The sequence below is a fragment of the Collinsella sp. AF04-24 genome, from assembly GCF_003465685.1.
Lineage (GTDB): Bacteria > Actinomycetota > Coriobacteriia > Coriobacteriales > Coriobacteriaceae > Collinsella > Collinsella aerofaciens_AP.
Genome location: NZ_QSBK01000010.1, coordinates 1 through 26,480, shown reverse-complemented (window position 1 = coordinate 26,480; position 26,480 = coordinate 1). Strand labels below are relative to the sequence as shown.

The following is a 26,480-nucleotide window of genomic DNA, read 5'->3' as shown; positions in this document are numbered from 1 at the left end:
GCGCGCCACCCAGAGCGACAATTTGCCATTCAAAAGGCACGGCATGACCAGACGGGCTATGCCTTGCCTTTTTCATGCCAACTTGTTCGCTCTGGGCGGCGCTCGCTGGCATTGCCAAAACATCGACGTTCCCAATGACTACCGTGTGTCTATTAATTTTTCGAGCTTGTGCTGCGCTGCTGGTCGCTGGCGTATATCCTGTTAAGTCGTCAGCATACGATTCAACAGGGAAGGCAGATTATGCATTCTCCCCATCAACGCGACGCGCATCCACAGCTGGTGTGCAGCCGTCGCATCTTTTTGGGTAGCGCTCTCGCTGCGAGCGCTTCCGTCGTCGCCGGCGCGCTCGCCGGCTGTCAGCGTCCGTCCACGCTCAAGGTGGTTCAGCCCACGACGGGCGGCGGTCGCGACGACCTGTCCGATTCCGTTATCGGCAAGGACAAGATCCGCATCGGTATGGAGGCAGCCTACGCCCCGTACAACTGGCAGGTTTCCGAGGCCAGCGAGTTCACCATTCCCATCGACAACGTGCAGGGCGCCTATGCCGACGGCTACGACGTGCAGATCGCCAAGATCGTCTGCAAAGCCCTCGGCGGCGAGCCTGTTGCCGTCAAGCAGAGCTTCTCGGGCCTTATCGATTCGCTTAACAACGGCCAGATCGACCTCATCATCGCCGGCATGAGCGCCACGCCCGAGCGCGAGGAGTCCGTCGGCTTTTCCAAGCCGTATCTTATCGGCTATTTTGGCCTGTTCGTAAAAGAGGGCTCGCCCTACCAAAACGCGACCAAGCTCAGCGACTTTAGCGGCGCCACGGTGCTCGGCCAAAAGGACACGATGCTCGACACCGTCATCGACGAGATTCCGGGCGTCGTCCACAAAAATCCGGTCGATTCGGTACCCACGGTGTTCTCGAACCTGCTGCAGGGCACTTGTGACGCCGTGACCTACAACACCGAAAACGAGAAGGGCTATATGGCCCAAAACCCGGGCATCGTGCCCATTCGCTTTGCGGAGGGCGAGGGCTTTAAGCAGGAGGTTACGACAAACGTCGGCTGCCGCAAGGGCTCGGACAAGCTGCTCAAACTTATCGATAAGACGCTCAAGGGCATCAGCCAGGAGGAGCGCGACCAGATGTGGGACGCGTGCCTCGACCGTCAGCCGGCATAGGGAGGCAGCATGAAAGCTATCAATCGTCTGGCCTCCTTTATCAAGGCCGACCACCGTTATGTGTATCTGGGCACGAGCGCTATCGCGGCGCTCGGTCTGGCGTTTAGCCAGCGCAACCCAACGCCGCTGAGCTTCTTGGCGCCCACGGGCGTGTTCCAGGATTGTCTCTGGGCGATTCTGTGGGCCTGGATCGTCGTATCGGTGGCAGCGCTCGTCACCAAGCTTATGCACTGGAACGACTATCGCGAAACGTCGCCGTTCGCATCCGAGCGTTGCCGTCGCGGCGCGCGCCTGGGCAGCTATGTCGTGGTTGCCATCGCGGCGATCTTCTTTATCGACCGCTGCGTCATGTCGTTTGTCGACCTGGTGCAGGTGAGCATTGTCTCGGACTCCAATCCCAGCGACTTTCTGTCGAGCTTGGTCTACATGACCTACAAGAGCGGCGACTTCTTTATCCGCGGTATCGAGATCACCATCGCGCTTGCCACCTTCGGCACCGTCATCGCCTTCTTCTTGGCGCTGCTCTTTGTGTTCTTGCGCACCCAGACCTTCGATCGCGTCGACAACGACCTGGTGCGCTTCTTTAAGAGCATTGGCCGAGGCTTTGCGACCGTCTATTCCACCGTCGTGCGCGGCACGCCCATGATGGTCCAGGGCCTGCTCATCTATTACGCGGGCTTTACCGTTCTGCGCGGCATGGGCTTCGAGACCGCCCAGGCCAACCAGATCTGGAGTACCTTCACCGCCGGCCTCGTCACCATCTCGCTCAACTCCACCGCCTACATGATGGAGGTCCTGCGCGGCGGCATCGAGTCCATCGATCCCGGCCAGGCCGAGGCAGCGCGCTCGCTGGGCCTGTCGCAGTGGCAGGCTATGCGCAAGGTCGTGTTCCCCCAGGGTATTAAAAACGCGATCCCGGCGCTCACCAACGAGCTCATCATCAACATCAAGGATTCGTCGGTGCTCTCGGTCATCGGCGTGTTCGACCTCATGTACGCTACTACCACGGTCGCCGGCGTGTACTACCGCCAGATGGAGGTCTACTGCGTGGCGCTCGTGGTCTACCTGATCCTGACGCTCGTGGCGAGCCGCCTGCTCGAGGCCTTTGGCAAAAAGCTCGGCGCCGAGGCTCCTGCCACGCTGCCCAGCTCTAACTAGGCTTAAGACGAGGAGAATCATCATGGCAGATACCGCCATTACCGGCACTGCAGCAGCCGTGCAAAACCAAGAGCCGCTTATCTGCGTCGAGGGCCTGCGCAAGAGCTTTGGCTCACTCGAGGTACTCAAGGGTATCGACTTGTCCGTCAATCCCGGCGAGGTCGTCACCATTATCGGCGCCTCGGGCTCGGGCAAGTCGACGTTTCTGCGCTGCCTTAACCTGCTCGAGACTCCGGATGCCGGCCATATCTGGTTCCACGGCCAGGACCTCACGGCCGAGCGCTGCAATATCAATAAGCTGCGCGAGGACATCGGCATGGTGTTCCAGGGCTTCAACCTGTTCAACAATATGGACGTGCTCGACAACTGCACGCTCGCGCCCGTCACGCTCAAAAAGATGAGCAAGGCCGAGGCCGAGAAGGTCGCGATGGAGCATCTGACGAGCGTGGGGCTCGAAAAGTTCGCGCACGCCGCCGTGGGTCGTCTGTCCGGCGGCCAAAAGCAGCGCGTGGCCATCGCCCGCGCCCTGTGCATGAATCCGCAGATCATGTTGTTCGACGAGCCGACCTCCGCGCTCGACCCCGAGATCGTGGGAGAGGTGCTCGAGGTCATGCGCAAGCTCGCCGCCGACGGCATGACCATGGTCGTCGTCACGCACGAGATGGCCTTTGCCCGCACGGTGTCCGACCGCGTGGTCTTTATGGACAAGGGCGTGGTGCTCGAGGATGCCGCGCCGGCCGAGCTCTTCGGCAACCCCAAACACCAGCGCACTCGTGAGTTCCTCTCTCGCTATCTCGAGGACAAATAACCGACCGCAAACGCTTACGTTGCAGGGCCGCTCCCGTGGGGCGGCCTTTGTCGTCACAATCGAAAGGATGTCATGGCCGAGGTTTGGCGCTTCTTTGCGCATGAGGACGATTTTGCCGATATAGACGAGGTCGGCGCGTGCGAGCGCTTGGGCCGCGTGCTGTCGTTTCCGACCATTTCGAGCATGGATGCCGAGGCGGTGGACTGGCAGCCCTTCGACGACCTGCGCGCCTATATGCAGCAGGCCTGGCCGCGCGTGTTCGCGGCGGGCGAGGTCGAGCTTGTCGACCATTCGCTGTTGGTGACGCTTGACGGTTCCGACCCCGCCCTCAAACCCGTCATGCTCATGGGCCACATGGACGTGGTCCCCGTGGTGCCGGGCACCGAGGCCGACTGGACGCATGCTCCCTTTAGCGGACAGGTGGACGACACCTACATCTGGGGCCGCGGCGCGATCGACATGAAGGATCAGGTCGCAGGCATTCTCGAGGCGGTTGAGTATGCGCTGGCGCACGGCTGGGAGCACGAGCGCACCCTGCTGCTGGCTTTTGGCCAGGACGAGGAGACTACGCAGTACGGAGCAGGCGCCATCGGCCGTGCGCTCGAGGAACGCGGCATTGAGCTTGAGTACCTGATCGACGAGGGCGACTACCGCATCGTTTCGGCTGCCGAGTACAGCGCGGGCGAGGGTTGGCTCATGCACGCCGACCTGGCAGAGAAAGGTTATGCCGACATTGTGCTCAAGACAAAGAACGCGGGTGGACATTCTTCCAACCCCTACGGCGGCACGTCGCTCGAGGTGCTCAGCCGTGCCATCACCGCAATCTGCGATATCGAGTGGCCGACGCGCGTGACCGATTTGCTTGCCGCCCAGCTTGTCGAGTTGGGGCTCTACGCCGCCGATGAAATTGCCGCCAACGGGGATGCCATTGTCCGCGATTGCCTCGCCAGCAAAAAGCTCTATCCGCTGGTGACGACCACCTGCGCGCCCACGCAGATCGAGGGCGGCAGCACCGGCGCCAACGTAATGCCGCAGGATATGTGGGCCAACATTAACTTCCGCATGCTCGAGGGCATGAGCGTGGCCGACGTTGTGGCGCGCTGCCGTGGGGCGGTTGCCGGGGCGGACCTTGCCGGGCGTGTCGAAGTGGATCTGGGCCCCGGCAGCTCCGAACCCTCTCCGTCCCCGCGCATCGGTGGTTCCGGCCTCGAGACGGTTCGCTCCATCGCCGCCCGCTATTTCCGTGATCCAGAGGGGACGGAGGAAAACGGATCATTCGAGCCAGTGGCAATTGTGCCCTCGACCGTGATCGGTGCGACCGACGCTGCCAACTACCAGCACATTTGCCCTGAGTGCATTCGCCTCTCGGCCTTTGTGGTCGACGATGACGAGTGCGAGCGCGGTGTCCACGGTACCAACGAGCGCATCACCCGCCGCGCCTACCTCCAGGGTATCCGCTTCCTCGTCGCTCTACTCCAAACGCTCTAGAATGTGACAAAGCGACAGTCCCTTTGTTAGCCGTTGGGGACGCTCTTAAACGTCTAGCCGTTAAGGAACGTCCCCAACGGCTACGTCCACTCATTCCGTGCGGGTTATATGCAGGTTTGCCTGCGCACGCTATCATGTATGGGCTAGACCGCAACTATGTACCCCATACGCGAAGGGATGCGCATGTATCTGAAGATCGACATGTTCTAGCCGGGCTTACCCCCGCAGTGGCGCCGTGCGCCCCATCAGCTCTGCCGATTTTCACCTTCACGCATATAAAGGAGTCCCGCCATGCGCGACAAGCTCGAAAAGATTATCAAGGCCTACGAGGAGCTCGAGAAGAAGCTTTCCGACCCGGCCGTCGCCTCCGATATCAAGGAGTTCACGCGTCTCAACAAGGAGTACGCGCACCAGTCCGACCTCATCGCCGCCTCGCGCGAGTACATCGGCGCGCTCGATGACATCGAGGCTGCCAAGGAAATGCTCCACGATACTACCGATGCCGATGAGAAGGAGATGCTCCAGATGGACATCTCCGAAAACGAGGCCAAGCTTCCCCAGCTCGAGGAAGACATTAAGTACATGCTCATCCCGAGCGACCCCAACGACGACAAGAACACCATCGTCGAGATCCGCTCCGCCGCTGGTGGCGACGAGGCGGCCATCTTCGCCGGCGACCTGTACAAGATGTATCAGCGCTTTTGCGAGTCGCGTGGCTGGAAGACCACCGTGCTCGATTCCAGCCCCAGCGAGGCCGGCGGCTTTAAGTCCATCGAGTTCAAGGTCGAGGGCGACCGCGTCTACTCCGTCATGAAGTTTGAGTCCGGCGTACACCGTGTCCAGCGCGTTCCCAAGACCGAGTCCCAGGGCCGTATCCAGACCTCCACGGCAACCGTCGCCGTGCTTCCCGAGGCCGAGGAGATCGACGTCCAGATCAACCAGTCCGACCTGCGCATCGACACCTACTGCGCCTCCGGCCCTGGCGGTCAGTGCGTTAACACCACTTATTCCGCCGTGCGCATCACCCACCTGCCCACCAACACCGTGGTGCAGTCGCAGGAACAGCGCTCCCAGATCCAGAACCGCGAAGTCTGCATGCAGATGCTGCGTGCCCGTCTGTACGAGATGGAGCTCGAGAAGCAGCAGGCAGAGCTCGGTGCCGAGCGCCAGAGCCAGATCGGCCACGGCAACCGTTCCGAGAAGATCCGTACCTACAACCAGCCCCAGGACCGCGTGACCGATCACCGCATCGGTTTCAACTCCACCTACAACGGCGTCCTTCTGGGCGATCAGCTCGGCACCGTCATCGAGGCGCTCGCCGCCGCCGAGCGAGCCGAGAAGCTGGCACAGGCTGTTTAAGTTACGGCGTTTTACCAAACGCCGTAACTGCTCGACGCTGCGCGCCGCCCAGAGCGACAATTTGTCATTCAAAAGGCAAGGCATGACCAGAAGGTCTATGCCTTGCCTTTTTCATGCCAACCTGTTCGCTCTGGACGTCGCTCGCTGACATTGCCAAAACATCGGCGTTTCCTTGGTTGTCAAATGATCCGTAGGGAGTCATTGGTGACATTGCCTTGATATTTTATTCAGTCGGCTGTGATGTCATTTGAGCTGCTTACCTGCTTAAGGTAATTGACGGCATAAGTCCGCTATCGAAAATATTGCTCAAAATATCGTTCAAGAAGTCGCGGAGCGATTTTTGATGGGTCGTGCGTCAAGCGATGTGGCAAGCGTTTGGTTAGATATTGGTCAGTTTTGGGGCAACCTTGCCAAAAGCTTGACGAATGCAAATCTAGACGTCGGCGAATGAACACTTTGAGCGAGCCCGGTGCAAAATTCTGGGCTGATTCTCGATAATCGCCTTCAATCGTCCCTTGCCAAGCGCTGGCCTCGCTTACAATCTGCTCCGACATTCGCGCGCCGCCCGGCGCTTAAGAGGGGAGGGCCCCATGGCAAACGAGATCTGGACCATCAAGCGTTGTCTCGAGTGGACCAAGGAGTACCTGGCCGAGCGCGGCGAGGAGCATCCCCGTCTTTCTGCCGAGTGGCTGCTGTGCGCGGCCACGGGCCTGGCGCGTATCGACTTGTATATGCGCATGGACGAGACGCTTAACGCGGCCCAGCTCGAGACCATGCACGCGGCCGTCGTTCGTCGCGCCAAAGGCGAGCCGCTGCAGTACATCACCGGCAGCACGCAGTTTCGCATGATCGACGTCGCGTGCGCCCCCGGCGTGCTCATCCCGCGCCCCGAGACCGAGATGCTCGTCGAAGAAGTCCTGAACTATCTGGATACCGAGGTGCTGAGCCCCGAGGCCGCTGCCCGTCAGCGTGTTGAGCTGCCTTGGAACGATGAGGTCGAGCAGGCCCGCAAAGCCGAGGCGGCGCTGGCCGACGAACGCGCGACCGCCGAGCGCCGTGCTGCCAACCTGACGGCCGCCGATGAGGCTGCGCTGGGTAGCGACGTGCTCGGTAGCCGCGCCTATGCCGAGGAGCTTGCCGATCGCGAGGCCGAGGAAGCCGCCGCGCAAGCAGCAGAAGCCGAAGCCGCGGAAGCCACCGAGCCCGAGCTCGATGAATACGGCATCGCCATCGAGGGTGCCGACCAGGAGACGGTTTCAGCTCAGGATGCCGCTGCGCCTGCCCCAGCCGAGCCCCGCACTGCCCGCGTTCTCGAGGTCGGCTGCGGCACGGGCTGTATCTCGCTCTCGATCGCCTGGGAGCGTCGCGGCCACGTCACCTGCACTGCTACCGATATCGAGCCGCGCGCCATCGACCTTGCTACCAAAAACCGCGATGCGCTTGGCCTCACGTCCGACGAGGTCGCCTTCAGCCTCACGAACCTGGTGAGTTCCATTCCCCGTGAAGAGTGGGGCACCTTTGACGTACTCGTCTCCAACCCGCCTTACATCCCGACCGCCGTCATGCGCTCGCTGCCGCACGAGGTCAAGGACTTTGAGCCCGATCTGGCGCTCGAGGGCGGCGCCGACGGCCTCGATATCTTCCGCCGCCTGCTCAACGCGGCGCCCTACATGTTGTGCGCTGGCGGCCTCTTTGCCTGCGAGCTCTACGAGGGCGCGCTCGACGCTGCGGCCGAGCTCTGCCGCCAAGCGGGTCTGTCGGACGTGCGCATCGTCCACGACCTCACCGATCGCCCCCGCATCGTCCGAGCCATCGTCACCGAGCCCAAACAGCGCCAGTAATATTTATTAACTGGTTAGCAAAAATTATAAAGTAGTTTATAATTAGGACGGCTGAAAGAGGTCGGCCCATGCAACCTCCTACCTTTCGGGAAATCATTGCCCTACTCAAGCACGATGGATTCGTGAAGGTCGCGCAAGTCGGTAGTCATGCTAAGTATGTTTCTGGTGACCGTGTTGTCACCGTGAACGGCTCTGGTGGTGATCGACCAAAGAAGGGCACGTGGGCAAGTATTCGTCGCCAAGCTGGATGGTAGTTGGAGGCAAAATGAGGCAGCGATTTACCTATGACTGCGTTCTCATAAAAGAAGACGACGGTTACTGCGCCAGCTTCCCGCAGATTCCCGGCGCCTTTGCCGATGGCGATACACGCGAAGAAGCTATTGCCCATGCCACCGAGGCGCTGATGGCGTTTTTGGCCGATGACCTCAACAACGGTTTGACTCCGGCGGGGTACGAACGCTCGGCCGAGGTCGTGGCCCTTTCGGTCGAAATCGACCACGAGGACGCTCGGGAAGCGGCGTGCCGAACATTTAAAGACGCAGCGCTGGACCTCAAAGTCTCCGCTCCGCGGATTACCGCGCTGGTCAAAGCAGGAAAGCTCGATGTTGAACTCGTCGACGGCCGTCGGATGATAACGATAGACAGCATCGAGCGCTACGCCGCCCAAGAACGCCACGCCGGCAGGCCAAAGAAGTTCGTCGCGGTCCAATAACCCCTCACTTTCACCGACTACAATAGCCGCTCACCAAACCAACATGCGCTGTGGGCAAATGGATTGAACGTTTCGTGCGAGAATGCCCCTCAGTAAACAAACTTGTACCAGAGCGTAAGGGGCTGGCATACACATGCAGACGGTCTATCGGGTATACGAGGGAGCGCGCGAGCCGCATCGGCTTGCCGTTGAGCGTACGGCCGAGGTACTCGGCTGTGGCGGACTGGCCCTGATCCCGACCGAGACCGTCTATGGCGTCGCCGTGGCAGTCAATGCCTTCTCGGACGCCGCACCCCAAGACACAAGCGAATCCCCCTCGTGGCCGCGCGACCCGCAAGCCACCGTCAATGGCGCCGCGGTCCCTGCGCTCGGTACCGGCTACCGCCGCATCTTCACTCTCAAGCAACGTGAACTCACGCAAACCGTCGCTTGGCTGGTCGATGGCATCGAAGCGCTCGACCGCTATGGCGCGGATATTCCGGAAGATGCCCGCGTACTCGCGCGACGATGCTGGCCGGGAGCCCTGACTATCGTGGTCAAGGCAGCCCCCTGCGTGCCGACCTTTATGCGTGCTGCCGACGACACCGTGGCCCTGCGCGCTTCGGCCTCTCCCGTGGTCCAGGCGCTCATCCGCGCCTGCGGCAGTCCCCTTGCCTGCACCAGCGCCAACACGCACGGCGCGCCCTCGCCGGCAAGCTTTGCCGCCGTCGAGGGTCGCATCCTGGAGGGGGTCGATGTTGCCGTCGACGCCGGTGAGACCCCGTGTCGCGACGCCTCGACCATCGTGTCGTTCCAGCACGGCGGGCTCCAGATCCTGCGCCAAGGCGCACTTCCCGCATCAGAGATCGAACGGGTCCTGTCCGACCCGATGCAATAGAAAGGTGTAAGCGATGTCGTTGAATCTGGGCAGCCTGGGCATGGAAGATGCCTCGTTTAACTTTGGCGGTTCCTACATCATGGCGCTCGACTGCGGCACCACCTCGGTACTTGCGACCATCGTCGACGAGTACGGATGCATCGTCGCGCAGGCACGTCGCAGCGTCAAAACCAGTTTTCCGCGTCCCGGTTGGGTGGAGCAAGACCCCATGGCGGTCCTTGCCAGCCAGATCGCCGTCATGATGGAAGTCCAGTTTAAGAGCGGTATCCACTCCGACCGCATTGCCGCCATCGGCATCTCCAACCAGCGCGAGACCACGGTGGTCTGGGACCGCGTGAGCGGTCAGCCGATCTATAACGCCATCGTGTGGCAGTGCCGCCGTACCGCGCCGGCAATCGACGCGTTGGTTGAACAGGGTTGCGAGGAGCTGGTGCGCTCCCGCACGGGACTCACGCTCGACCCGTATTTCTCGGCCTCCAAGGTACAGTGGATTCTCGACAACGTCGACGGCGCACGCGAGAGCGCGGCGGCGGGCGACCTCATGTTTGGCACCATCGACACCTGGCTCATCTACAACCTCACCGGCGGCCAGGTCTTTGCCACCGACTACACCAATGCCAGCCGCACGGCACTCTTTAATATCCATACGCTCGATTGGGACGACGACCTGCTGGCGCTCTTTGACGTTCCACGTTCCATGATGCCCGAGGTTCGCTGGAGCTCGGGCGACTACGGCCGCGTCGCGAGCGACATCATGACCAACATGCCGCCCATCATGGGTGTGGCGGGCGACCAGCAGGCGTCGCTGTTCGGTCACTGCTGCTTCCATCCCGGCCAGACCAAAAACACCTATGGCACGGGCTGCTTTATGCTCATGAACACCGGCGACGAGATCGTCGAATCCAAGAACGGTCTGGTCTCCACCATCGGTATCGCTGCGAACGGGAAGATCAGCTATGCGCTCGAGGGCTCCATCTTTGCTGCCGGTTCCACCATGAACTGGCTTCGCAACAACATGGGCATCATCTCGAGCGTGAGCGAGTCGGCACAACTCGCCGCTTCGATTAGCGACAACGAGGGCTGCTACTTCGTTCCCGCCTTTGCGGGTCTGGGCGCTCCCTGGTGGGACCCGCATGCCCGCGGTATCGTGTGCGGTCTGACCGGCGCCTCGAGCCGTGCGACCATCGTACGTGCCGCCTGCGAATCCATGGCATATCAGAGCTACGACGTGCTGCGCGCCATGGAGCAGGACGTGGGGCTTTCGATCGAGCGCCTGTCTGTCGATGGCGGTGCCTCGCGCAACGAGTTCATCATGCAATTCCAGGCCGACCTGCTGGATATCCCCGTGCTGCAATGCGAGACGGTGGAGACCACGGCAATCGGTGCCGCGTACTTGGCGGGTCTTGCCGTCGGCTATTGGGAAGACCTGGAAGAGCTGGAGCAAAATGCCCAGATCGTTAGGACCTTCCTTCCCCACATGTCCGCCGAGCGCCGCGAACAAAACCTTGCGGGCTGGTGTGATGCAGTCAGGCGCTCGCTCAGTACCGCACAGTAGGGCTGCGATGGGCTGCTCGATACAACAAACCGCTAAACTAATGTATGGCGTGCGGCGGCAACATTGCTGCGCGCCTTGTCAGCAAGGCCGTTTTGCGGCCGCAACGAAAGGGGCAATCAACCCATGACCGTCACCTATGATGCGTCCCGTGTGACGCTTGTCGATCACCCGCTCGTTCAGCACAAGCTGTCGATCCTGCGCGATAAAAACACCGGCACCAACCAGTTCCGCCAGCTCGTGCGCGAGCTTGCGCTCTTTGACGGCTACGAGGCCATGCGCGACCTGCCTATGGAAGACGTCGAGGTCGAGACCCCCATCACTACCGCCACGTTCAAACAGCTTGCCGGCAAGAAACTCGCCATCGTGCCCATCCTGCGTGCGGGCCTTGGCATGGTCGACGGCATCCTCGACCTGGTGCCCTCCGCTCGCGTGGGCCACATCGGTATGGAGCGCGACGAGGTCACCCACGAGCCGCATGAGTATTACTGCAAGATGCCCAAGGATATCGACCAGCGTATCTGCCTGGTTGTCGACCCCATGCTCGCCACGGGCGGTTCGGCCGAGATGGCTATCAGCTACCTGCGCGAGCGCGGTGTCAAGGACATCCGCATGCTGTGCATCGTCGCCGCGCCCGAGGGCCTCAAGTCGCTGACCGAGAAGGATCCTGACGTACATATTTATACGTGCGCCATCGATGACCATCTCAACGAGGCCGCCTACATCGTTCCCGGCCTGGGCGACGCCGGCGACCGCATCTACGGCACGCTCTAGTCGCTGGGCTAAACGGCCGCGGCTGCAAATACGAAGAAACGGTGCGCGCGGACGAACAAAAGGCGACCGCGCGCACTCCTGTTAACGGACGTTTTGCCCTGCAGGGTTCGAGAAAAACGTATTACCGTACCTGCGGCATAAAGAAGGTCTTAAGAAAACGAACAGGTGCGTATTAACCGATGCTTTTTCGGTTGTACTTTAGCGATTGGCTCGTACAATATTCACCAATGTTTGGCGGGAACTGTTCTGTGAGGCGTTAAAAAGGAAAGTGAGGACGCCAGTGTTTCAGATAGCCGATCTGCTCGCTATCGTTGCAGGCGCCATCGCGGGCGCAATTGCCTTCCTTCCCTTTGTCTTTACGCTCAAGCCGGTTCTTGACGATAAACAGAATGCGGACATGCTCAAGGGTATGGTGAGTCTGGCGGTCTCGGCAATCGCCCTGCTCGTCTTTACCTTGGTTGTGTTTGTGTTGTTCGGAGAGGCATTTCGCATGTTCCTCCTGGGCGAGGCGATCGGCTTCGTGGCCTTTATGGCTGCCTGCGCGGTTCGTGTCGCCAAGGCGCTGCGAGATCCTCATGAGGTCGAAAGGTAAGTCGTGGAAATTTTTGAAAAGCTGCCTGATGAGATTAATCATCTGGTCAGCGAGTTCAGCTCCACCCCTGTCGTGGGCGATCTGAGCTGCGGCATCACGCAGTACTCGTTTTGGCTGATCGTCTCCACGATCGTGCTCCTGATCGTCCTGGCCGTGTTCAAGAAGAAGCAGACCCTGGTTCCCAAGGGCTTCTTCGTCAACGGTTTCGAGTACATCATCGAGTACGTCGAGAACGATATCGGCAAGGGCGTCGTGGGTGAGAACTGGAAGAAGCACTTCCCGTTCCTGTGCTCGCTTTTCCTGTTCATCCTGATCAATAACATGATCGGCCTGATCCCGGGAATGAAGCCCGGCACCGGCGCAATCGGTTCCACCGCCGCACTCGCCATTTTCGCCTTCGTGTACTTCATCTACTACGGATGCAAGGCTCACGGCGTGATCGGCTACATCAAGAGCCTCGCCCCGCAGGGCGTGAGCTTCCCGATGAACGTGCTCGTGTGGGTCGTCGAGCTTTTCTCGACCTTCCTGCGCCTCATCACGCTCGCCGTCCGTCTGTTCTGCAACATGTTCGCAGGACACGTGGTCATGGGCTCGTTCGCCATCATGGCGAGCATGTTCATGCAGCCGCTGCTTCAGCAGGTTTCCGCGGCGCACGCCGTCGGCGCCCTGCCTTCGCTGGCCTGGCTTGCCATCCTCATCCTGATCTATGCGATCGAGCTTGTGGTCGGCGCTATCCAGGCTTACGTCTTCACGGTCCTTACCGCCGTGTATGTCTCCGAGGCGGAGGAGGTCGCAGAGGAGGAGTAGTCTTCCGTTCGCGCCTTAAAGGTAAGGCAATTCGTTAAACCGCCGGTGCCCGTACCCATGGAGCCCGGCAGTTATAAAAAGGTTATCCTGCGTGAAATAAGACACGCACGACAAAGGAGGAATCGTGGGAGTTATCGGTTACGGTCTCGGTGTTATCGGCGCTGGTCTTGCTATCGGCCTGTCTGCTCTGGGTGCTACGGGTGCTATGGCCCGTCAGCCTGAGGTCCAGGGCCGCGTGTTCACCGTCTTCATCATGGGCTCCGCCTTCGGCGAGGCTCTGGCTCTGATCGGCTTCGTTGTCGCGCTGATCGTTAAATAGCACGGAGCGTCAAGTATGAATCTTTCATCCCAGAAGAGCGCGATCGCACTCTCCGCGTCCGCGGCCGCGCTGCTCATGCCGGTTTCCGCGTTCGCCGAGGACGGCGCTGCCGGTGCGGACATCCTCATCCCTAAGATGGCGGAGTTCATCCCGGCGCTTATCGCCTTCCTGATTATCTGGATCGTGCTGGCCAAGGTTGCCCTGCCGGGCATCATGAAAACCATGGAGGAGCGCGGCAAGAAGATCGAGGAGAGCCTCGACGAGGCCGAGAAGACCAAGCAGGAGGCTATCGCCAAGCGCGCTGAGTCCGACTCGATCGTCACCGACGCCCGTCGTCAGGCTGCCGACATCGTTCTCGAGGCCCGTAAGGACGCCGAGTCCGAGCGCGCCCGTATCATCGAGGCTGCTCACAAGGAGGCCGAGGAGATCATCGCCAAGGCCCATACGACCGTCGAGGACGAGCGCAAGTCCATTTACGCCGGTGCCGCGAGCTCCATCGCCGACCTGTCCGTTGCCGTCGCCACCAAGATCGTGGGCGAGGCACTCGAGGACGAGACCGAGCAGAAGAAGCTCATCGAGCGCTACATCCAGGAAGCAGGTAGCCTGAATGCCGACTAGCCGCTATCAGGACAAGGTGCTCGAGACCTACGCGCGCTCCCTTCTGGAAGCCGCTAAGGCCGAGAACCATGTGTTCGAGGACCTCGAGATGATCGAGCGCTTGGCTTCTGCCAGCCCCGAGATCATCGCCGTGCTCGACACCATGTCCAAGCGCGACCAGCTCGACCTTCTTCCCAAGGTGGCAGCTGCCTTTAAGTATGTTGCCGAGGAAGACGAGGATGTAGTGGGCGTGACCGTCACCACGGCGATCCCGCTCGACGACGAGCTGCGTCAAACCATCACTAAGAAATGCGAGCAGGACTTCGGCCGCAAGGTATTCCTTATCGAGCAGGTCGACCCGTCTATCGTGGGCGGCCTGGTGCTCGAGGCCCGCGGCGAGCGTCGTGATATTTCCGTCAAGACGCAGCTGCGCATCGCGCAGGAGACCCTCGCAAACTCTGCTAATTCGTACGGAGGTGAAGCCTAATGTCCGAAACCCTCAATGCCCAGGATATCGCCAAGAAACTGCAGGAGCAGCTCACGAGCCTCTCCGCGACGGTCGATACGTATGAGGTTTCAACGGTCGACGAGGTAGGCGACGGCATCGCGCGCGTCTCCGGCCTCAAGAGCGCCATGGCAGGCGAGCTTCTGGAGTTCAAGAGCTCCGATACCGGTGAGACCGTCTTCGGCCTTGCCCAGAACCTTGACCGGGACGAGGTCGGCGCCGTTCTGTTCGGTGCCGTCGACTCCATCAAGGAAGGCGACGAGTGCCGCACCACTGGCCGCATTATGGATATCCCCGTGAGCCGCGCCATGCTCGGCCGCGTCGTCAATCCGCTCGGCCAGCCCATCGACGGCCTAGGCGACATCGTCGCTACGCACCGTCGCCCCATCGAGTTCAAGGCCCCCGGCGTCATCGACCGTACCCCGGTGTGCGAGCCGGTTCAGACCGGTCTGCTCGCTATCGACTCCATGGTGCCTATTGGCCGCGGTCAGCGTGAGCTCATCATCGGCGACCGTAAGACCGGTAAGACCGCCATCGCCATCGACGCTATTCTCAACCAGCGCGGCAAGGGCATGGTCTGCATCTATGTCGCCATCGGCCAGAAGGCCTCCACGGTTGCCAACATCCGCGAGACCCTCGCTCAGCACGGTGCGCTCGACTACACCATCATCGTTTCGGCCACCGCTGCCGATTCCGCCCCTATGCAGTACATCGCGCCTATGGCCGGTGCCGCTATCGGCGAGTTCTTCATGTACAACGGCGAGGACGGCAAGCCCGCCAGCGAGACCAACCCCGGCGGCCACGTGCTCGTCATCTACGACGACCTGTCCAAGCAGGCTGTGGCCTACCGTCAGATGTCGCTGACGCTGCATCGTCCGCCCGGACGCGAGGCCTATCCTGGCGACATCTTCTACCTGCACTCTCGTCTGCTCGAGCGTGCCGTCAAGATGTCCAAGAAGAACGGTTACGGCTCCATGACGGCACTGCCGATCATCGAGACCCAGGACGGCGACGTCTCGGCCTACATTCCGACCAACGTCATTTCCATTACCGATGGTCAGATCTACCTGCAGTCCGAGCTCTTCTTCCAGGGTCAGCGCCCGGCAGTCGACGTGGGCATCTCCGTGTCCCGCGTCGGTGGCGATGCGCAGACCAAGGCCATGAAGCAGGTCGCCGGCAACCTCCGTCTGGACCTCGCTTCCTATCAGGAGCTCGCTGGCTTTACGCAGTTCGGCTCCGACCTCGACGAGGCTACTCAGAAGCAGCTGACCCATGGTGCTCGCATGACCGAGCTCCTGAAGCAGCCGCGTTACAAGCCGTTTGAGGTTGGCGAGCAGATCGTTACGCTGTTCGCTGGCAACGAGGGCTTCCTGGATGACCTGGAGATCGCCGACGTGCTGCCCTTCCGTGCCGAGCTCATCGAGTACATGGACAATGGCTTTGGTTCGCTGCTCGACAAGGTTCGCGCCAAGAAGATCGATGATGACACCAAGGCTGAGCTCTTGCGCGTCATCGGCGACTTCAAGCAGCAGTTCATGGCCAAGCACCATTCGGATGTTTCTGGATCAGAGGAGAACTAAGCCCTATGGCCAACCTTCGCGACATTAAGAAGCGAATCTCCTCGGTTACCACGACCAAGCAGATCACGCGCACGATGGAGATGGTCTCTACGGCCAAGATCCGTCGTGCCCTCGATCGCTCCAAGCAGGCCGAGCCCTATAAGGAGGCGCTGACCGACGTCATGTTGACGGTCGCCGGCGACGCCTCCTGTTCGGGCACCGATCCCATGCTGCAGAAGCATGAGAGCGTCAAGCATGGCCTGATTGTCGTTATTGCCTCGGACCGCGGCCTTGCCGGCGGTTTCAATACGACGGTGGAGCGAACGGCCGAAAAGCTCGCCGCTTCTTGGGCGAACGACGGCATCGAGTGCGAGATCATCGCGTGCGGGCGTAAGCCGGCCACGTATTTCCGTGACCGCGCAAACGTTGTCATGCACTTTGAGGGCAACTCCTCTGAGCCCGATTTCAATCAGGCCCGCATGATCTCCTCTCATATCTGCGATGCGTATCGTGCCGGTGAGCTTGACCGTGTCGAGCTTGTCTACCACCACGCCAAGAACCGCGTGGATCAGGAGCTTCGCGTCGAGCATCTGTTGCCGCTCGACCCCGAGATGATCGCTATGGCCCACGGTCCGCGTAAGAACGAGACCGACGCCCCTAAGCGCATCTCGTCCACGTTCGAGTTCGTGCCCTCTCCCGAGCATGTTCTCGGCAAGCTTGTGCCGTCTTATATCCTGACGGTCATCTACCAGGCCCTGATCGATTCGGCGGCTGCCGAGCAGGGTGCACGCCGCAAGGCCATGCACTCCGCGACGGAAAACGCCACCGCGATCATCTCGACCCTTACCCGCACGTATAGTCGCGTGCGCCAGGCTTCGATCACGACCGAGATTAACGAGATCGTCGGCGGAGCCTCAGCATTGGAGGAACAGTAATGGCTAATAACACCGTAAAGCTTGCGGTCGAGGAAGCCACCAAGAAGACGACTGCCGGTGATGGTCGCATCGTGCGAATCATCGGCCCTGTCGTCGACGTCAAGTTTGACGGCGCGGTGCCCCCGATCTACAACGCGCTCACGGTCGAGGCCGAGACCCCGATCGGTCATCTGAGCACGATCCTCGAGGTCGAGAGCCAGCTTCCGGGCGGCGTCGTCCGCACGGTCGCCATGTCCTCGACCGACGGCCTGCAGCGCGGCCTCATCGCCACCGATACCGGTGAGCCCATGAAGATGCCCGTTGGCCCCAAGACGCTGGGCCGAATTTGGAACGTTATGGGCAAGCCCGTCGACGGCAAGCCCATGCCCGAGGTGGAGGAGTTCTACCCCATCCACCATGCAGCACCCCGTTTCGACGAGCTCACCACCAAGACCGAGATCTTCGAGACTGGCATCAAGGCCGTCGACCTGCTCGAGCCCTACATCCGTGGCGGCAAGACGGGCCTTTTCGGCGGCGCCGGCGTCGGCAAGACCGTTCTGATTCAGGAGCTCATCAACAACCTCGCCCAGGAGCACGGCGGCACCTCGGTGTTCACCGGCGTCGGCGAGCGTACCCGCGAGGGCACCGACCTGTTCCTCGAGATGAGCGAGTCTGGCGTTATCGACAAGACCTGCTTGGTCTATGGTCAGATGAACGAGCCGCCCGGAGCGCGTCTGCGCATCGGTCTGGCCGGCCTTACCACCGCTGAGTACTTCCGCGATCGCGGCCAGGACGTTCTGCTGTTCATCGACAACATCTTCCGCTTCTCCCAGGCAGGTTCCGAGGTTTCCGCCCTGCTGGGCCGTATGCCGTCCGCCGTTGGTTACCAGCCCACGCTGGCAACCGAGATGGGCGACCTCCAGGAGCGCATTACCTCGACCAAGACGGGCTCCATTACCTCCGTCCAGGCTGTCTACGTCCCCGCAGACGACCTGACCGACCCGGCGCCTGCCACGACGTTTACGCACCTCGACGCCACCACGGTTCTTTCGCGTAGCATTTCGTCGCTCGGCCTGTTCCCGGCTATCGACCCGCTCGCATCTTCCTCCGACGCTCTCGATCCCTCGATCGTTGGCGAGGAGCACTACCGTGTCGCCGTCAAGGTCCAGGAGCTCCTGCAGGAGTACTCCGACCTTCAGGACATCATCGCCATTCTGGGTATGGACGAGCTGTCCGAGGAGCAGCGCCTTACGGTCAACCGTGCCCGTAAGATTCAGCAGTTCCTCTCGCAGTCCTTCCACGTCGCCGAGAAGTTCACCGGCAACCCCGGTGTCTACGTCCGCGTCGAGGATACCGTCCGCTCTTTTGCCGAGATTGTCGACGGCAAGGCCGATGACCTGCCCGAGCAGGCTTTCCGCTATGCTTCCACGATTGAGGACGTGCGCGAGCGCGCCCGCAAGATGGGGGAGAAGTAGGTTATGCGTATCCGCATCGTGTGCCCCGTGAGCTGCGCCTATGAGGGCGACGCTGCGTTTGTGTCGATTCCGTCCACGGATGGCGAGTTTGGCGTCCTGCCTGCTCACTCCAGCGAGATCTGCACGATCGACCGCGGTTACGTTCGCGTTTCCGATAAGGCCATGGGCACTGTCGACCACACGTTTGCCGTGGCCGGCGGCTATGCCCAGGTTGCGGACGATGTCGTGACCGTTCTCGCCGAGCGCGCTTGCGATTTGGCGACCGTCGATGCCGACAAGCTTAAAGCTGATATTCAAGGTTTTGAAGAGAAGCTGGGTAATTTGTCGGAGGATGATGCACGCCGCGCCTACCTCTATAATGAAATCGCATGGTGTAAGCTCAAGCTTGCCCAATAGTCAAACGATTTAGCGTTCGACCATTTGCGAACACATCATGCCCGGGATGGCTTGGCCACCCCGGGCATGCTTTTTGAAAGGGTAGACCTTGGATATTATCCGCGTTGAGGGTGGCCACGCCATCGGAGGCTCCGTGTCCGTCTCGGGCGCCAAGAACTCCGCGCTCAAACTCATGGCGGCAACGCTTCTGGCGCCGGGCAAGACGACGCTGCAGAACGTGCCCGATATTTCCGATGTCCACGTGATGGGCAAGGTGCTCAAGGGCATGGGCGCTACGATCGATGTTCTCGACGAGCACACGCTCGAGATTGATACCTCTCAGGTCGATTCATGGGAGGCCCCCTACGAGCTCGTTGCCAAGATGCGCGCTTCCACCGCCGTCATGGGACCCCTGCTGGGCCGCTTCCATCGCGCCAAGATCGCCATGCCGGGCGGCTGCAACCTGGGTGCTCGCAAGATCGATATGCACATTCTTGGTCTTGAGGCCCTGGGCGTTGAGTTCGATACCGCCCACGGTTACATCAACGCTAATGCGCCCCAAGGTCTGCGCGGTACCACCGTCACGCTCGAGTTCGCCAGCGTCGGTGCGACCGAGAACCTCATCATGGCCTCCGTGCGCGCACAGGGCACCACGGTTATCGACAATGCCGCCCGCGAGCCCGAGATCGTCGATCTCGCTAACATGCTCAACGAGATGGGCGCCAAGATTGTTGGCGCCGGTACGCCCGTCGTGACTATCGAAGGCGTGGAAGAGCTCCATCCCGTTACCCATCGCGTGGTGGGCGACCGCATCGAGGCCGGTACCTTTATCGTTGCCGGTGCGTTGATGGCCGACGATCGCGGTGTCGATGTCACGGGCTTTTGCCCCATTCACTTGGGCATGGTGCTCAAGAAGATGGAGCTCATGGGTATCGACTGCGAGCGCGTCGAGGATGGCGTCCATGTGAACCGTGCCGAGCGTATCAAGCCGGTCGACATCCAGACGCTTCCGTTCCCCGGTTTCCCGACCGACATGCAGGCGCAGATTATGGTGCTCTCCGCCCTTGCCGACGGCAGTTCCGTTATTACCGAAAACATCTTCGAGAATCGCTTTATGTTTGCCTCTGAGCTGGTGCGCATGGGTGCCGACATTCGTATCGAGAGCCATCATGCCATGATTCATGGCGTCAAGGGCTTCTCGGGTGCACAGGTTACCTCGCCCGATCTGCGCGGCGGAGCGGCCCTCGTCGTAGCGGGCTTGATCGCCGACGGGACGACCGAGGTTTCGGCTATCCATCACATCAAGCGCGGCTACGAGCATTTTGTCGAAAAGCTGCAGGCGCTTGGCGCGCATGTCGAGCATGCTACCGTCCCCGATCCCGTCATCTACTAATACAGGTTGCCTATGTTTAATAAAAAGCCCCTCGCGGATACCACCACTCGAAGACCCTCAACTGGTGCGCAGGCCAAGATCTACAGTCGCGATAACGTGGCTCGTTATTCCGAGCGAGCTCGCCAACGTCGTCGTAGCCACACGATTCGCCACGTCGCGCTCATTGTCGTGCTTGGCGTGCTGCTGAGTGCCACTACCGCTGCCGGCCTGTGGTTTGCCACCATTATGGGCAAGCTCGGCGATTCTAATGTCATTACCGACAATCTGCGTCGGGTTCTGGTTGACACCGATGAGGCAAAGGATCCGTTCTACGTGCTGCTTCTTGGCACCGACGGCCGTCCGGGCGAGGATACGTATCGTGCCGACTCGATTATCCTGGCACGCATCGACCCCACGCAAAAGCAGGCGACGCTCATTTCCGTTCCGCGCGACACCAAGGTCGAGTACAAGGGCGAGACCATGAAGATCAACGCCTGCCATACCGTTGGCGGCGCCGAGGCCATGGTCGAGGCGTTCAACGAGCTGTGCGGTGTTCAGATTTCCCACTATGCCGAGGTCAGCTTCGACGGTATGCAGGCGCTGATTGATTCGGTTGGCGGTATCGACATTAACGCAACCGATGATGTTGACGACCCCGAGCACCTGGATATTAAGATTACCGCTGGCCAGCAGCATATGGACGGTGCCACCGCCCTTACCTATGCCCGCTGCCGCTACACCTATGCCGACGGCGATTACACGCGCATGCGCCACCAGCGTCAGGTGCTTGGCGCCCTTGCCAACCAGATTCTCAATAACTTCGATGCCACGAAGATCTTTGGCCTGGTTAATTCGCTGTCCGATATGCTCGTAACCGATATGAGCGTTCAGGATATCGTGGCTACGGTCAATGCCATGCGCGGTATGGATGTCGACGGTATCTACTCGGCCAACCTGCCCTCGTACGCCGACGACAGCACCATGATCGATGGTGTGAGCTACGTCTTTGTCTACGAGGACGAGCTCAAGGAAATGATGGAGCGCGTCGATGCCGGCAAGGATCCCAAGGGTCCCAACACCATGGGTCATTCCGACGGTTCCAGCTCTACGATCGGTGACCTCAGCAACAACACGTCTGACGACTACGCAAACGGTACCGCAACCTCATCGGTCAGCTCTGACGATTCTGATGACTCAAGCGATTCGAGCGATTCGGACTACTACGAAGAGCCCACCGGTGACGGCAACGGCTACGAAGCCAACTACTAAGTTACGGCGTTTTACCAAACGCCGTAACGGCTCGACGCTGCGCGCCGCCCAAGGCGACAATTTGTCATTCAAAAGGCAGGGCATGACCAGAAGGTCAATGCCCTGCCTTTTTCATGCCAACTTGTTCGCCTTGGACGTCGCTCGCTGACGTTGGCTCAACCTGCGATGTTGACTACTCCCCTTGTATCAAAAACCGCCCCGTTCTCTGTAGAGGACGGGGCGGTTCGTCTTTTGGGCTTATGCAGCCAGGCTTATGCGAAACGGGCGACGAGCTCCTGCAGGACGTCGGTCATCTTGACGAGCGAACTGACCGGGACGAACTCGTTGACGCCGTGGTAGCAATAGCCGCCGGTGGAAAGGTTGGGGCAGGGCAGACCGCGGAACGACAGCTGCGCGCCATCGGTGCCGCCGCGAATCGGCAGCACTTGGGGCTCAACGCTGCAGGCAAGGTAGGCTTCCTTGGCAACATCAATAAGCTCGGGATAGTCACGAACGATCTCGGCCATATTTCGATACTGCTGCTTAATCTCGACCGTCACGCGCCTCTCACCCAGACGCTGGTTGAGCATCGAGGCAGCGGCATCAATAAGGTCGAGTTTCTGCTGGAACTTGGCGGCGTCATGGTCGCGGACGATATAGCGCGCTGTGGCGTGATCGACGGTTGCAGATACACCCTCAAGGTGATAAAAGCCCTCGTAGCCTTCCGTATACTCCGGGCGCTGCACGTAGGGGAGCAACGCGTTGAAGTCGCAGAACAGATTGCCTGCGTTGACCATACGGCCTTTGGCGTCGCCCGGGTGGATGGACTGGCCCTCAAAGCAGACGGTCGCCTCAGCGGCATTAAAGCACTCCCACTCCAGCTCGCCGATGGGGCCACCGTCGACCGTGTAGGCGTACTTGCAGCCAAAGGTATCGATATCCAACAGCTCGGCTCCGTGGCCGATCTCCTCGTCAGGGCAGAAGCAAATGCCGAGTGCGGGATGGGGCAGAGAAGGGTCCTGAGCGATACGCGCGACAAGCGACATGATCTCGGCGACGCCTGCCTTGTCGTCCGCGCCCAGCAGCGTGGTGCCATCGCTGCAGACCAGGTCCTCACCCGCGAGGTCGTTCAGGGCGGGAAGCTTGGCGGTACTCATGGCAACGGGCTTACCGTCAACCGTGCCGCAGACCAGGCCGCCGCCTTCGTAGTGCACGATGTGCGGCTTCACGCCGGCGCCCGGTGCAACTTCGGTGGTGTCGAGATGGGCGATCAGGCCCAGGGCGGGCTTGTCCTCAGCGCCCACACTTGCGGGGATATGCGCGCAGACATAGGCGTGCTCGGTCACGTGGGCATCTTTCGCACCAAGCTCGCGCAGCTCTTCAGCTAGCACGTTGGCAAGGTCAAACTGAACGGCGCTCGAGGGTACCTGGTCGCAGTTTGCATCCTCGGACTGCGTGTTGATCTGGACGTAGCGCAAAAAGCGCTCGAGGACATCGGGGTTCGTGGTGGTGTTTTCCATAAAGACCGCTCCAATCTTGGTCGTCGTGTGCAACAAGAACTCTAGCACGGTATGCCACGGCATACCGCGACGCTTGGATGGGGTAGAATCAGCCAATGAATGCAGAAGGGACGGAAGATCATGGATACGACAAATAGCTCGCGCGAACTACATCTGACGGTGGCGAACGAAGACTACTTGGAGTGCATGGTTCGCATTGAAAGCGAAGAGGGGGAAACCAACGGCGTGCGATCGGTCGACATCGCGCAGCGCCTTGGCGTCTCCAAGGCATCGGTCAATAAAGCGGTTTCGGCGCTCAAAGCATCCGAACTTGTCGAGCAATCGCACTACGGCAAGGTAGTCCTGACCGATCGCGGCCGCGAGGTTGGTACGGCTATCTGGTACCGTCATCGCCTCATCCGCACGTTTTTGGTTCAGGAGCTCGGTGTCGAATTTGAGCGAGCCGATTCCGAGGCCTGCATGATGGAGCATGCGCTATCCGAGGACACGATGAACCGCTGGCTCGCCTATCTCGAAAAGCAGGGAATCAGCGTCGAGGAATAGCGGGATATATATGGATACGAGTTATTACAACCGCTTTGGTGCCGAGGAACTTACGCGCCGCTTGTCGAGCGAGACCTTGTTGGCGCAGGGCCCCATGGGCAGTGTTCTGTTGAGTGAGTACGATGCCGCCGACATTCCACCGGCGTTTTGGAATCTGGCAGAGCCGCAGACCGTTTCTCGTATTCATCGCTTGTATGTCGCCGCCGGCGCGCAGGTGCTCATTACCAACACCTTTCAGGCATCAAGCTATGCCCTCAAGCACGATCAGATTGCGCCGTCCGTGGCGGAGGTCAATCGCGGGGCCGTCGACGATGCCCGCCAGGCGCACCCTCAGCTGCTACTGGGCTCGATGGGCCCGATCGGTATTGAGTGGTTTGCCGAAGACTCTGTCGAGTATCGTGAAATCCGAGGCATTGCGCGCGAACAGGCGCACGCCTTGCTCAATGCTGGTGTTGACGGTCTGCTGATCGAGACGGTGACGTCTATCCGTAATTTGCAGCCCACGCTTGCCGGCGCCCGAGATGCCGCCGACGGCATGCCTGTCCTGGTGAGTTTTGTCGTTGACGATAAAGGCGACCTGTTGGGCGATGGCCTCAACATCGAGGCAGCCGTTTTGTACGCCGAAAAACACGGCGCAAACTCGGTTGGTGTTAATTGCTGTTCGCTTGCGGCTGCGAACGCGGCAGTGCCCAGGATGGTTGCATCGGCGACTACTCCCGTCACGGTGCGTCCCAACGTGGGCGATCCGGTCCAGACTCAGGATGGCCCCGTATGGCACGAGAACCCCGAGGCTTTCGCGCGCGCATGCATCGAATGGAGACATGCCGGTGCCGCAATGGTGGGCAGTTGCTGTGGAACCACGGCAGTCACTACGGCAGCGATGGCCGAGGCGCTCGATATATAAAGGGTAAAACCGCTCCATACGGGGCGGTTTTTTATTGCTTGCATGTCCTCGGCAGCATTTGCCCAAATGGTGAATGCTGGTACCGGCAGGTTGCCGGGTGCGTGCTGCGGGTATACCTCATGCGTACCATGATCCAAACACTGCGAGGTGTCTGCGCGTGTGCGCGATAATTCATTTTGGAACTGACGGTTGGCGCGCTCGCGTCGATGAGGACTTCACTGCCGATAACGTTGCCCGTATCGCCGATGCCGTCGGCGAGTTGTGGCAAAAGACCAATCCGGGCAAAACGGTATATATAGGGTTCGACACTCGGCCCTTAGCGCGCGAGTTCGCTGAGCTTGCGGCGGGTGTGCTAGCAGCGCACGGGCTAGACGCCGTGCTTGCTTCGCGGCCTGTCCCGACCCCTGCCCTTACGTGGGCGGCGGCTTATGACGGTGAGGCGTGCGGCGCGCTCATGGTGACGGGGTCCCATCATCCGCAGGGTTATCTGTGCCTCAAGATTCGCATGGGTGACGGCTCGACCGCCAACCAGGATGTCATCGAAGAGCTCGAAGAGACCATGGCTCCCGAGCCAATGGGGATCGAGGGGCAATATCGCACCGCGGATATCATTCCTGACTATATGCAAGCGGTGGCATCGTTTGTCGATGCCGAAGCCATCCGCGCCGCGCACCTGCGCGTGGTTGTTGACCCCATGGGCGGCGCAGCCCAGGGCTATCTAGCCGACTTGCTGCGCGAGCTTGGCGTTGAGGTGCACGAGATTCACGCCGGGCAGGCGCCTGACCAAGAAGATATCTGCCCCGACCCCGTTGAGCCGTGGGTGGACGCTTGCGAGCATACGGTTATCGAGGACGGAGCTTGCGCTGGCCTGGTGACCGACGGCGACGCCGACCGTATCGGCGCGGTTGACGAGCGCGGCAGATATATACATCCGCATCAGATCATGGCGCTCGTTTTGGGCGACTTGGTTCAATTTCGTAATTTGGAGGGACGCGTCGTCGTCAATCTTTCGTGCTCGACGCTCGTGCGTCGCATTGCCGAGGCGCTTGGCTGCCGCGTGACCGTCAAACCAGTCGGTTTCAAATATATAGCGGCAGAGATGAAGAAGGGTGGCGTCCTCATAGGCGGCGAGGAAGCCGGTGGTATCGGCATCGCCGCGCATATGCCCGAGCGCGATGGAATCCTCGCCTGTCTGATTCTGTGTGAGCTTATGGCAAAGACGGACGCGCCTTTGGGCGTTCTGGTCGACCAACTCGAGGACAGTTTTGGTAAGACGAGTTACGGTCGACGCGATTTGCGCCTTGAGGCCGAAGATGCCGAAACGTTACGAACCCTGCTGCCGGGCGTAAACCCCAAGTCGATTTGTGGCAAGGTGCCGCAAAACGTTAGTCATATGGATGGCTTGCGTTTAGCATTCGAGGATGACACGTGGCTGCTGGTCCGTCCTAGCGGGACCGAACCAGTGGTGCGCGTCTACGCCGAGGGGTTCTCGGTGGAAGAACGTGATGAGTTGCTCGATGCTGGCTGTGCTTTAGCTAGGGGAACGTATCCGCTTTAACCATGAGACTGCCTTATATAAAGAGATGCTCGGTGAGCGGTAGAGAACGGCTGGCAAACGTAAGCAGGGTTTTAATATGTGTAGGAAATGTGTACGCCCAGATTCCCGCCCCCGGGGGCCCTCCGGTCTGGCAATATATCTCCTTGCCGCGCGGCCCGGTCGGACCGGATGGACCGCAGAGCGTGCACCTTGAGAACCGGATACTGCGAGGATGGACACTTACGAGTGTCGCATCCGGGCAGACATCGAACCATTTGAAATGGTCTAACTTGGATTTGTTTTTCGCAAGGCCGCCGAGAGGCGGCCCCGAGAAATTCCTTTTCCTATACTAAAACCATATGAATCGAACGGAACCGATCAGCGTAACAGTTGTGAGGACCGGACGGGCTCGAAGCCCAGAATATTTGGACGGAGAGTTCGATCCTGGCTCAGGATGAACGCTGGCGGCGCGCCTAA

At 60.4% G+C, this 26,480-nt stretch carries 26 protein-coding genes; 25 read left to right on the top strand and 1 reads right to left on the bottom strand.

Translation table 11 applies throughout. The features are described 5' to 3' along the window. The first annotated feature begins 240 nt into the window (after positions 1-240). The 22 genes from DWV32_RS05305 (at position 241) to DWV32_RS05200 (ending at position 21,520) form a co-directional block, all read left to right on the top strand. Positions 241-1,167, top strand: a complete 927-nt coding sequence (locus tag DWV32_RS05305; RefSeq protein WP_117757472.1) for a transporter substrate-binding domain-containing protein — start codon at positions 241-243, stop codon at positions 1,165-1,167. 9 nt (positions 1,168-1,176) lie between these two features. Next, a complete protein-coding gene (locus tag DWV32_RS05300; protein WP_117757471.1) occupies positions 1,177-2,325 on the top strand; it encodes an amino acid ABC transporter permease in 1,149 nt (382 codons plus the stop codon). Positions 2,326-2,347: 22 nt separating this feature from the next. Continuing rightward, positions 2,348-3,133, top strand: coding sequence for an amino acid ABC transporter ATP-binding protein (locus DWV32_RS05295; protein ID WP_055252429.1), 786 nt, complete (start codon positions 2,348-2,350; stop codon positions 3,131-3,133). 72 nt (positions 3,134-3,205) lie between these two features. Next, positions 3,206-4,621, top strand: coding sequence for a M20/M25/M40 family metallo-hydrolase (locus tag DWV32_RS05290; RefSeq protein ID WP_117757470.1), 1,416 nt, complete (start codon positions 3,206-3,208; stop codon positions 4,619-4,621). A 291-nt stretch (positions 4,622-4,912) separates the two neighbouring features. After that, positions 4,913-5,980: a peptide chain release factor 1 gene (gene prfA, locus DWV32_RS05285; protein WP_055252487.1), complete on the top strand. Its 1,068-nt coding sequence runs from the start codon at positions 4,913-4,915 to the stop codon at positions 5,978-5,980. A 590-nt stretch (positions 5,981-6,570) separates the two neighbouring features. Continuing rightward, on the top strand, positions 6,571-7,821 hold the full coding sequence (locus tag DWV32_RS05280; RefSeq protein ID WP_117757469.1) for a HemK/PrmC family methyltransferase: 1,251 nt from the start codon (positions 6,571-6,573) through the stop codon (positions 7,819-7,821). 68 nt (positions 7,822-7,889) lie between these two features. Beyond that, entirely contained in the window at positions 7,890-8,075 is a 186-nt protein-coding gene (locus DWV32_RS10550; RefSeq protein ID WP_089573106.1) for a type II toxin-antitoxin system HicA family toxin, read from the top strand. Further along, the gene (locus DWV32_RS05270) at positions 8,042-8,533 is read left to right on the top strand and encodes a type II toxin-antitoxin system HicB family antitoxin (protein WP_128620077.1); all 492 of its coding nucleotides are present in this window, start codon (positions 8,042-8,044) and stop codon (positions 8,531-8,533) included. Before DWV32_RS10550 ends, DWV32_RS05270 begins: the two co-directional genes overlap by 34 nt. 133 nt (positions 8,534-8,666) lie before the next feature. Next, positions 8,667-9,410 carry an L-threonylcarbamoyladenylate synthase gene (locus DWV32_RS05265; protein ID WP_117757468.1) on the top strand — a complete coding sequence of 248 codons (744 nt, stop codon included), beginning with the start codon at positions 8,667-8,669 and terminating at the stop codon, positions 9,408-9,410. Between the two features lie 13 nt (positions 9,411-9,423). Then, complete coding sequence (gene glpK / locus DWV32_RS05260) at positions 9,424-10,965, top strand: glycerol kinase GlpK (protein ID WP_117757467.1); 1,542 nt, start codon at positions 9,424-9,426, stop codon at positions 10,963-10,965. Positions 10,966-11,088: 123 nt separating this feature from the next. Next, complete coding sequence (gene upp, locus DWV32_RS05255; RefSeq protein WP_040359658.1) at positions 11,089-11,736, top strand: uracil phosphoribosyltransferase; 648 nt, start codon at positions 11,089-11,091, stop codon at positions 11,734-11,736. A 280-nt stretch (positions 11,737-12,016) separates the two neighbouring features. Next, positions 12,017-12,328 carry a hypothetical protein gene (locus DWV32_RS05250; protein WP_035138788.1) on the top strand — a complete coding sequence of 104 codons (312 nt, stop codon included), beginning with the start codon at positions 12,017-12,019 and terminating at the stop codon, positions 12,326-12,328. A 3-nt stretch (positions 12,329-12,331) separates the two neighbouring features. After that, positions 12,332-13,135 (top strand): F0F1 ATP synthase subunit A, encoded by an 804-nt coding sequence (atpB, locus tag DWV32_RS05245; protein ID WP_022094263.1) that lies wholly within the window; start codon positions 12,332-12,334, stop codon positions 13,133-13,135. 124 nt (positions 13,136-13,259) lie between these two features. Continuing rightward, positions 13,260-13,454 (top strand): ATP synthase subunit C, encoded by a 195-nt coding sequence (locus DWV32_RS05240; RefSeq protein WP_022094262.1) that lies wholly within the window; start codon positions 13,260-13,262, stop codon positions 13,452-13,454. 15 nt (positions 13,455-13,469) lie between these two features. Beyond that, entirely contained in the window at positions 13,470-14,072 is a 603-nt protein-coding gene (gene atpF, locus DWV32_RS05235) for a F0F1 ATP synthase subunit B (protein WP_117716380.1), read from the top strand. Then, the gene (locus tag DWV32_RS05230; protein WP_006235713.1) at positions 14,062-14,538 is read left to right on the top strand and encodes a FoF1 ATP synthase subunit delta; all 477 of its coding nucleotides are present in this window, start codon (positions 14,062-14,064) and stop codon (positions 14,536-14,538) included. Before atpF ends, DWV32_RS05230 begins: the two co-directional genes overlap by 11 nt. Beyond that, the gene (gene atpA, locus DWV32_RS05225) at positions 14,538-16,136 is read left to right on the top strand and encodes a F0F1 ATP synthase subunit alpha (protein ID WP_117757466.1); all 1,599 of its coding nucleotides are present in this window, start codon (positions 14,538-14,540) and stop codon (positions 16,134-16,136) included. Before DWV32_RS05230 ends, atpA begins: the two co-directional genes overlap by 1 nt. A gap of 5 nt (positions 16,137-16,141) precedes the next feature. Next, complete coding sequence (gene atpG / locus DWV32_RS05220) at positions 16,142-17,050, top strand: ATP synthase F1 subunit gamma (RefSeq protein WP_006235716.1); 909 nt, start codon at positions 16,142-16,144, stop codon at positions 17,048-17,050. Beyond that, a complete protein-coding gene (gene atpD, locus DWV32_RS05215) occupies positions 17,050-18,504 on the top strand; it encodes a F0F1 ATP synthase subunit beta (RefSeq protein WP_006235717.1) in 1,455 nt (484 codons plus the stop codon). The genes atpG and atpD overlap by 1 nt, the downstream gene beginning before the upstream one ends. Positions 18,505-18,507: 3 nt before the next feature. Further along, a complete protein-coding gene (atpC, locus tag DWV32_RS05210; protein ID WP_006235718.1) occupies positions 18,508-18,900 on the top strand; it encodes an ATP synthase F1 subunit epsilon in 393 nt (130 codons plus the stop codon). Between the two features lie 88 nt (positions 18,901-18,988). Then, positions 18,989-20,272 (top strand): UDP-N-acetylglucosamine 1-carboxyvinyltransferase, encoded by a 1,284-nt coding sequence (gene murA, locus DWV32_RS05205; RefSeq protein WP_117757465.1) that lies wholly within the window; start codon positions 18,989-18,991, stop codon positions 20,270-20,272. Between the two features lie 12 nt (positions 20,273-20,284). Next, positions 20,285-21,520 carry an LCP family protein gene (locus tag DWV32_RS05200; protein ID WP_117757464.1) on the top strand — a complete coding sequence of 412 codons (1,236 nt, stop codon included), beginning with the start codon at positions 20,285-20,287 and terminating at the stop codon, positions 21,518-21,520. A 251-nt stretch (positions 21,521-21,771) separates the two neighbouring features. On the opposite strand, the gene pepT is transcribed toward DWV32_RS05200, so the two are convergent. Further along, positions 21,772-23,019 (bottom strand): peptidase T, encoded by a 1,248-nt coding sequence (pepT, locus tag DWV32_RS05195; RefSeq protein ID WP_117757463.1) that lies wholly within the window; start codon positions 23,017-23,019, stop codon positions 21,772-21,774. A 120-nt stretch (positions 23,020-23,139) separates the two neighbouring features. Here pepT and DWV32_RS05190 point away from each other — a divergent pair, with 120 nt between their 5' ends. The 3 genes from DWV32_RS05190 to DWV32_RS05180 all read left to right on the top strand — a co-directional run bounded on the left by DWV32_RS05190 (position 23,140) and on the right by DWV32_RS05180 (position 26,024). After that, complete coding sequence (locus DWV32_RS05190; protein ID WP_035138800.1) at positions 23,140-23,562, top strand: metal-dependent transcriptional regulator; 423 nt, start codon at positions 23,140-23,142, stop codon at positions 23,560-23,562. Positions 23,563-23,572: 10 nt separating this feature from the next. Beyond that, positions 23,573-24,466 carry a homocysteine S-methyltransferase family protein gene (locus DWV32_RS05185; protein ID WP_117757462.1) on the top strand — a complete coding sequence of 298 codons (894 nt, stop codon included), beginning with the start codon at positions 23,573-23,575 and terminating at the stop codon, positions 24,464-24,466. A gap of 157 nt (positions 24,467-24,623) precedes the next feature. Beyond that, complete coding sequence (locus DWV32_RS05180; RefSeq protein ID WP_117630036.1) at positions 24,624-26,024, top strand: phosphoglucomutase/phosphomannomutase family protein; 1,401 nt, start codon at positions 24,624-24,626, stop codon at positions 26,022-26,024. The last annotated feature ends 456 nt before the right edge of the window (positions 26,025-26,480 follow it).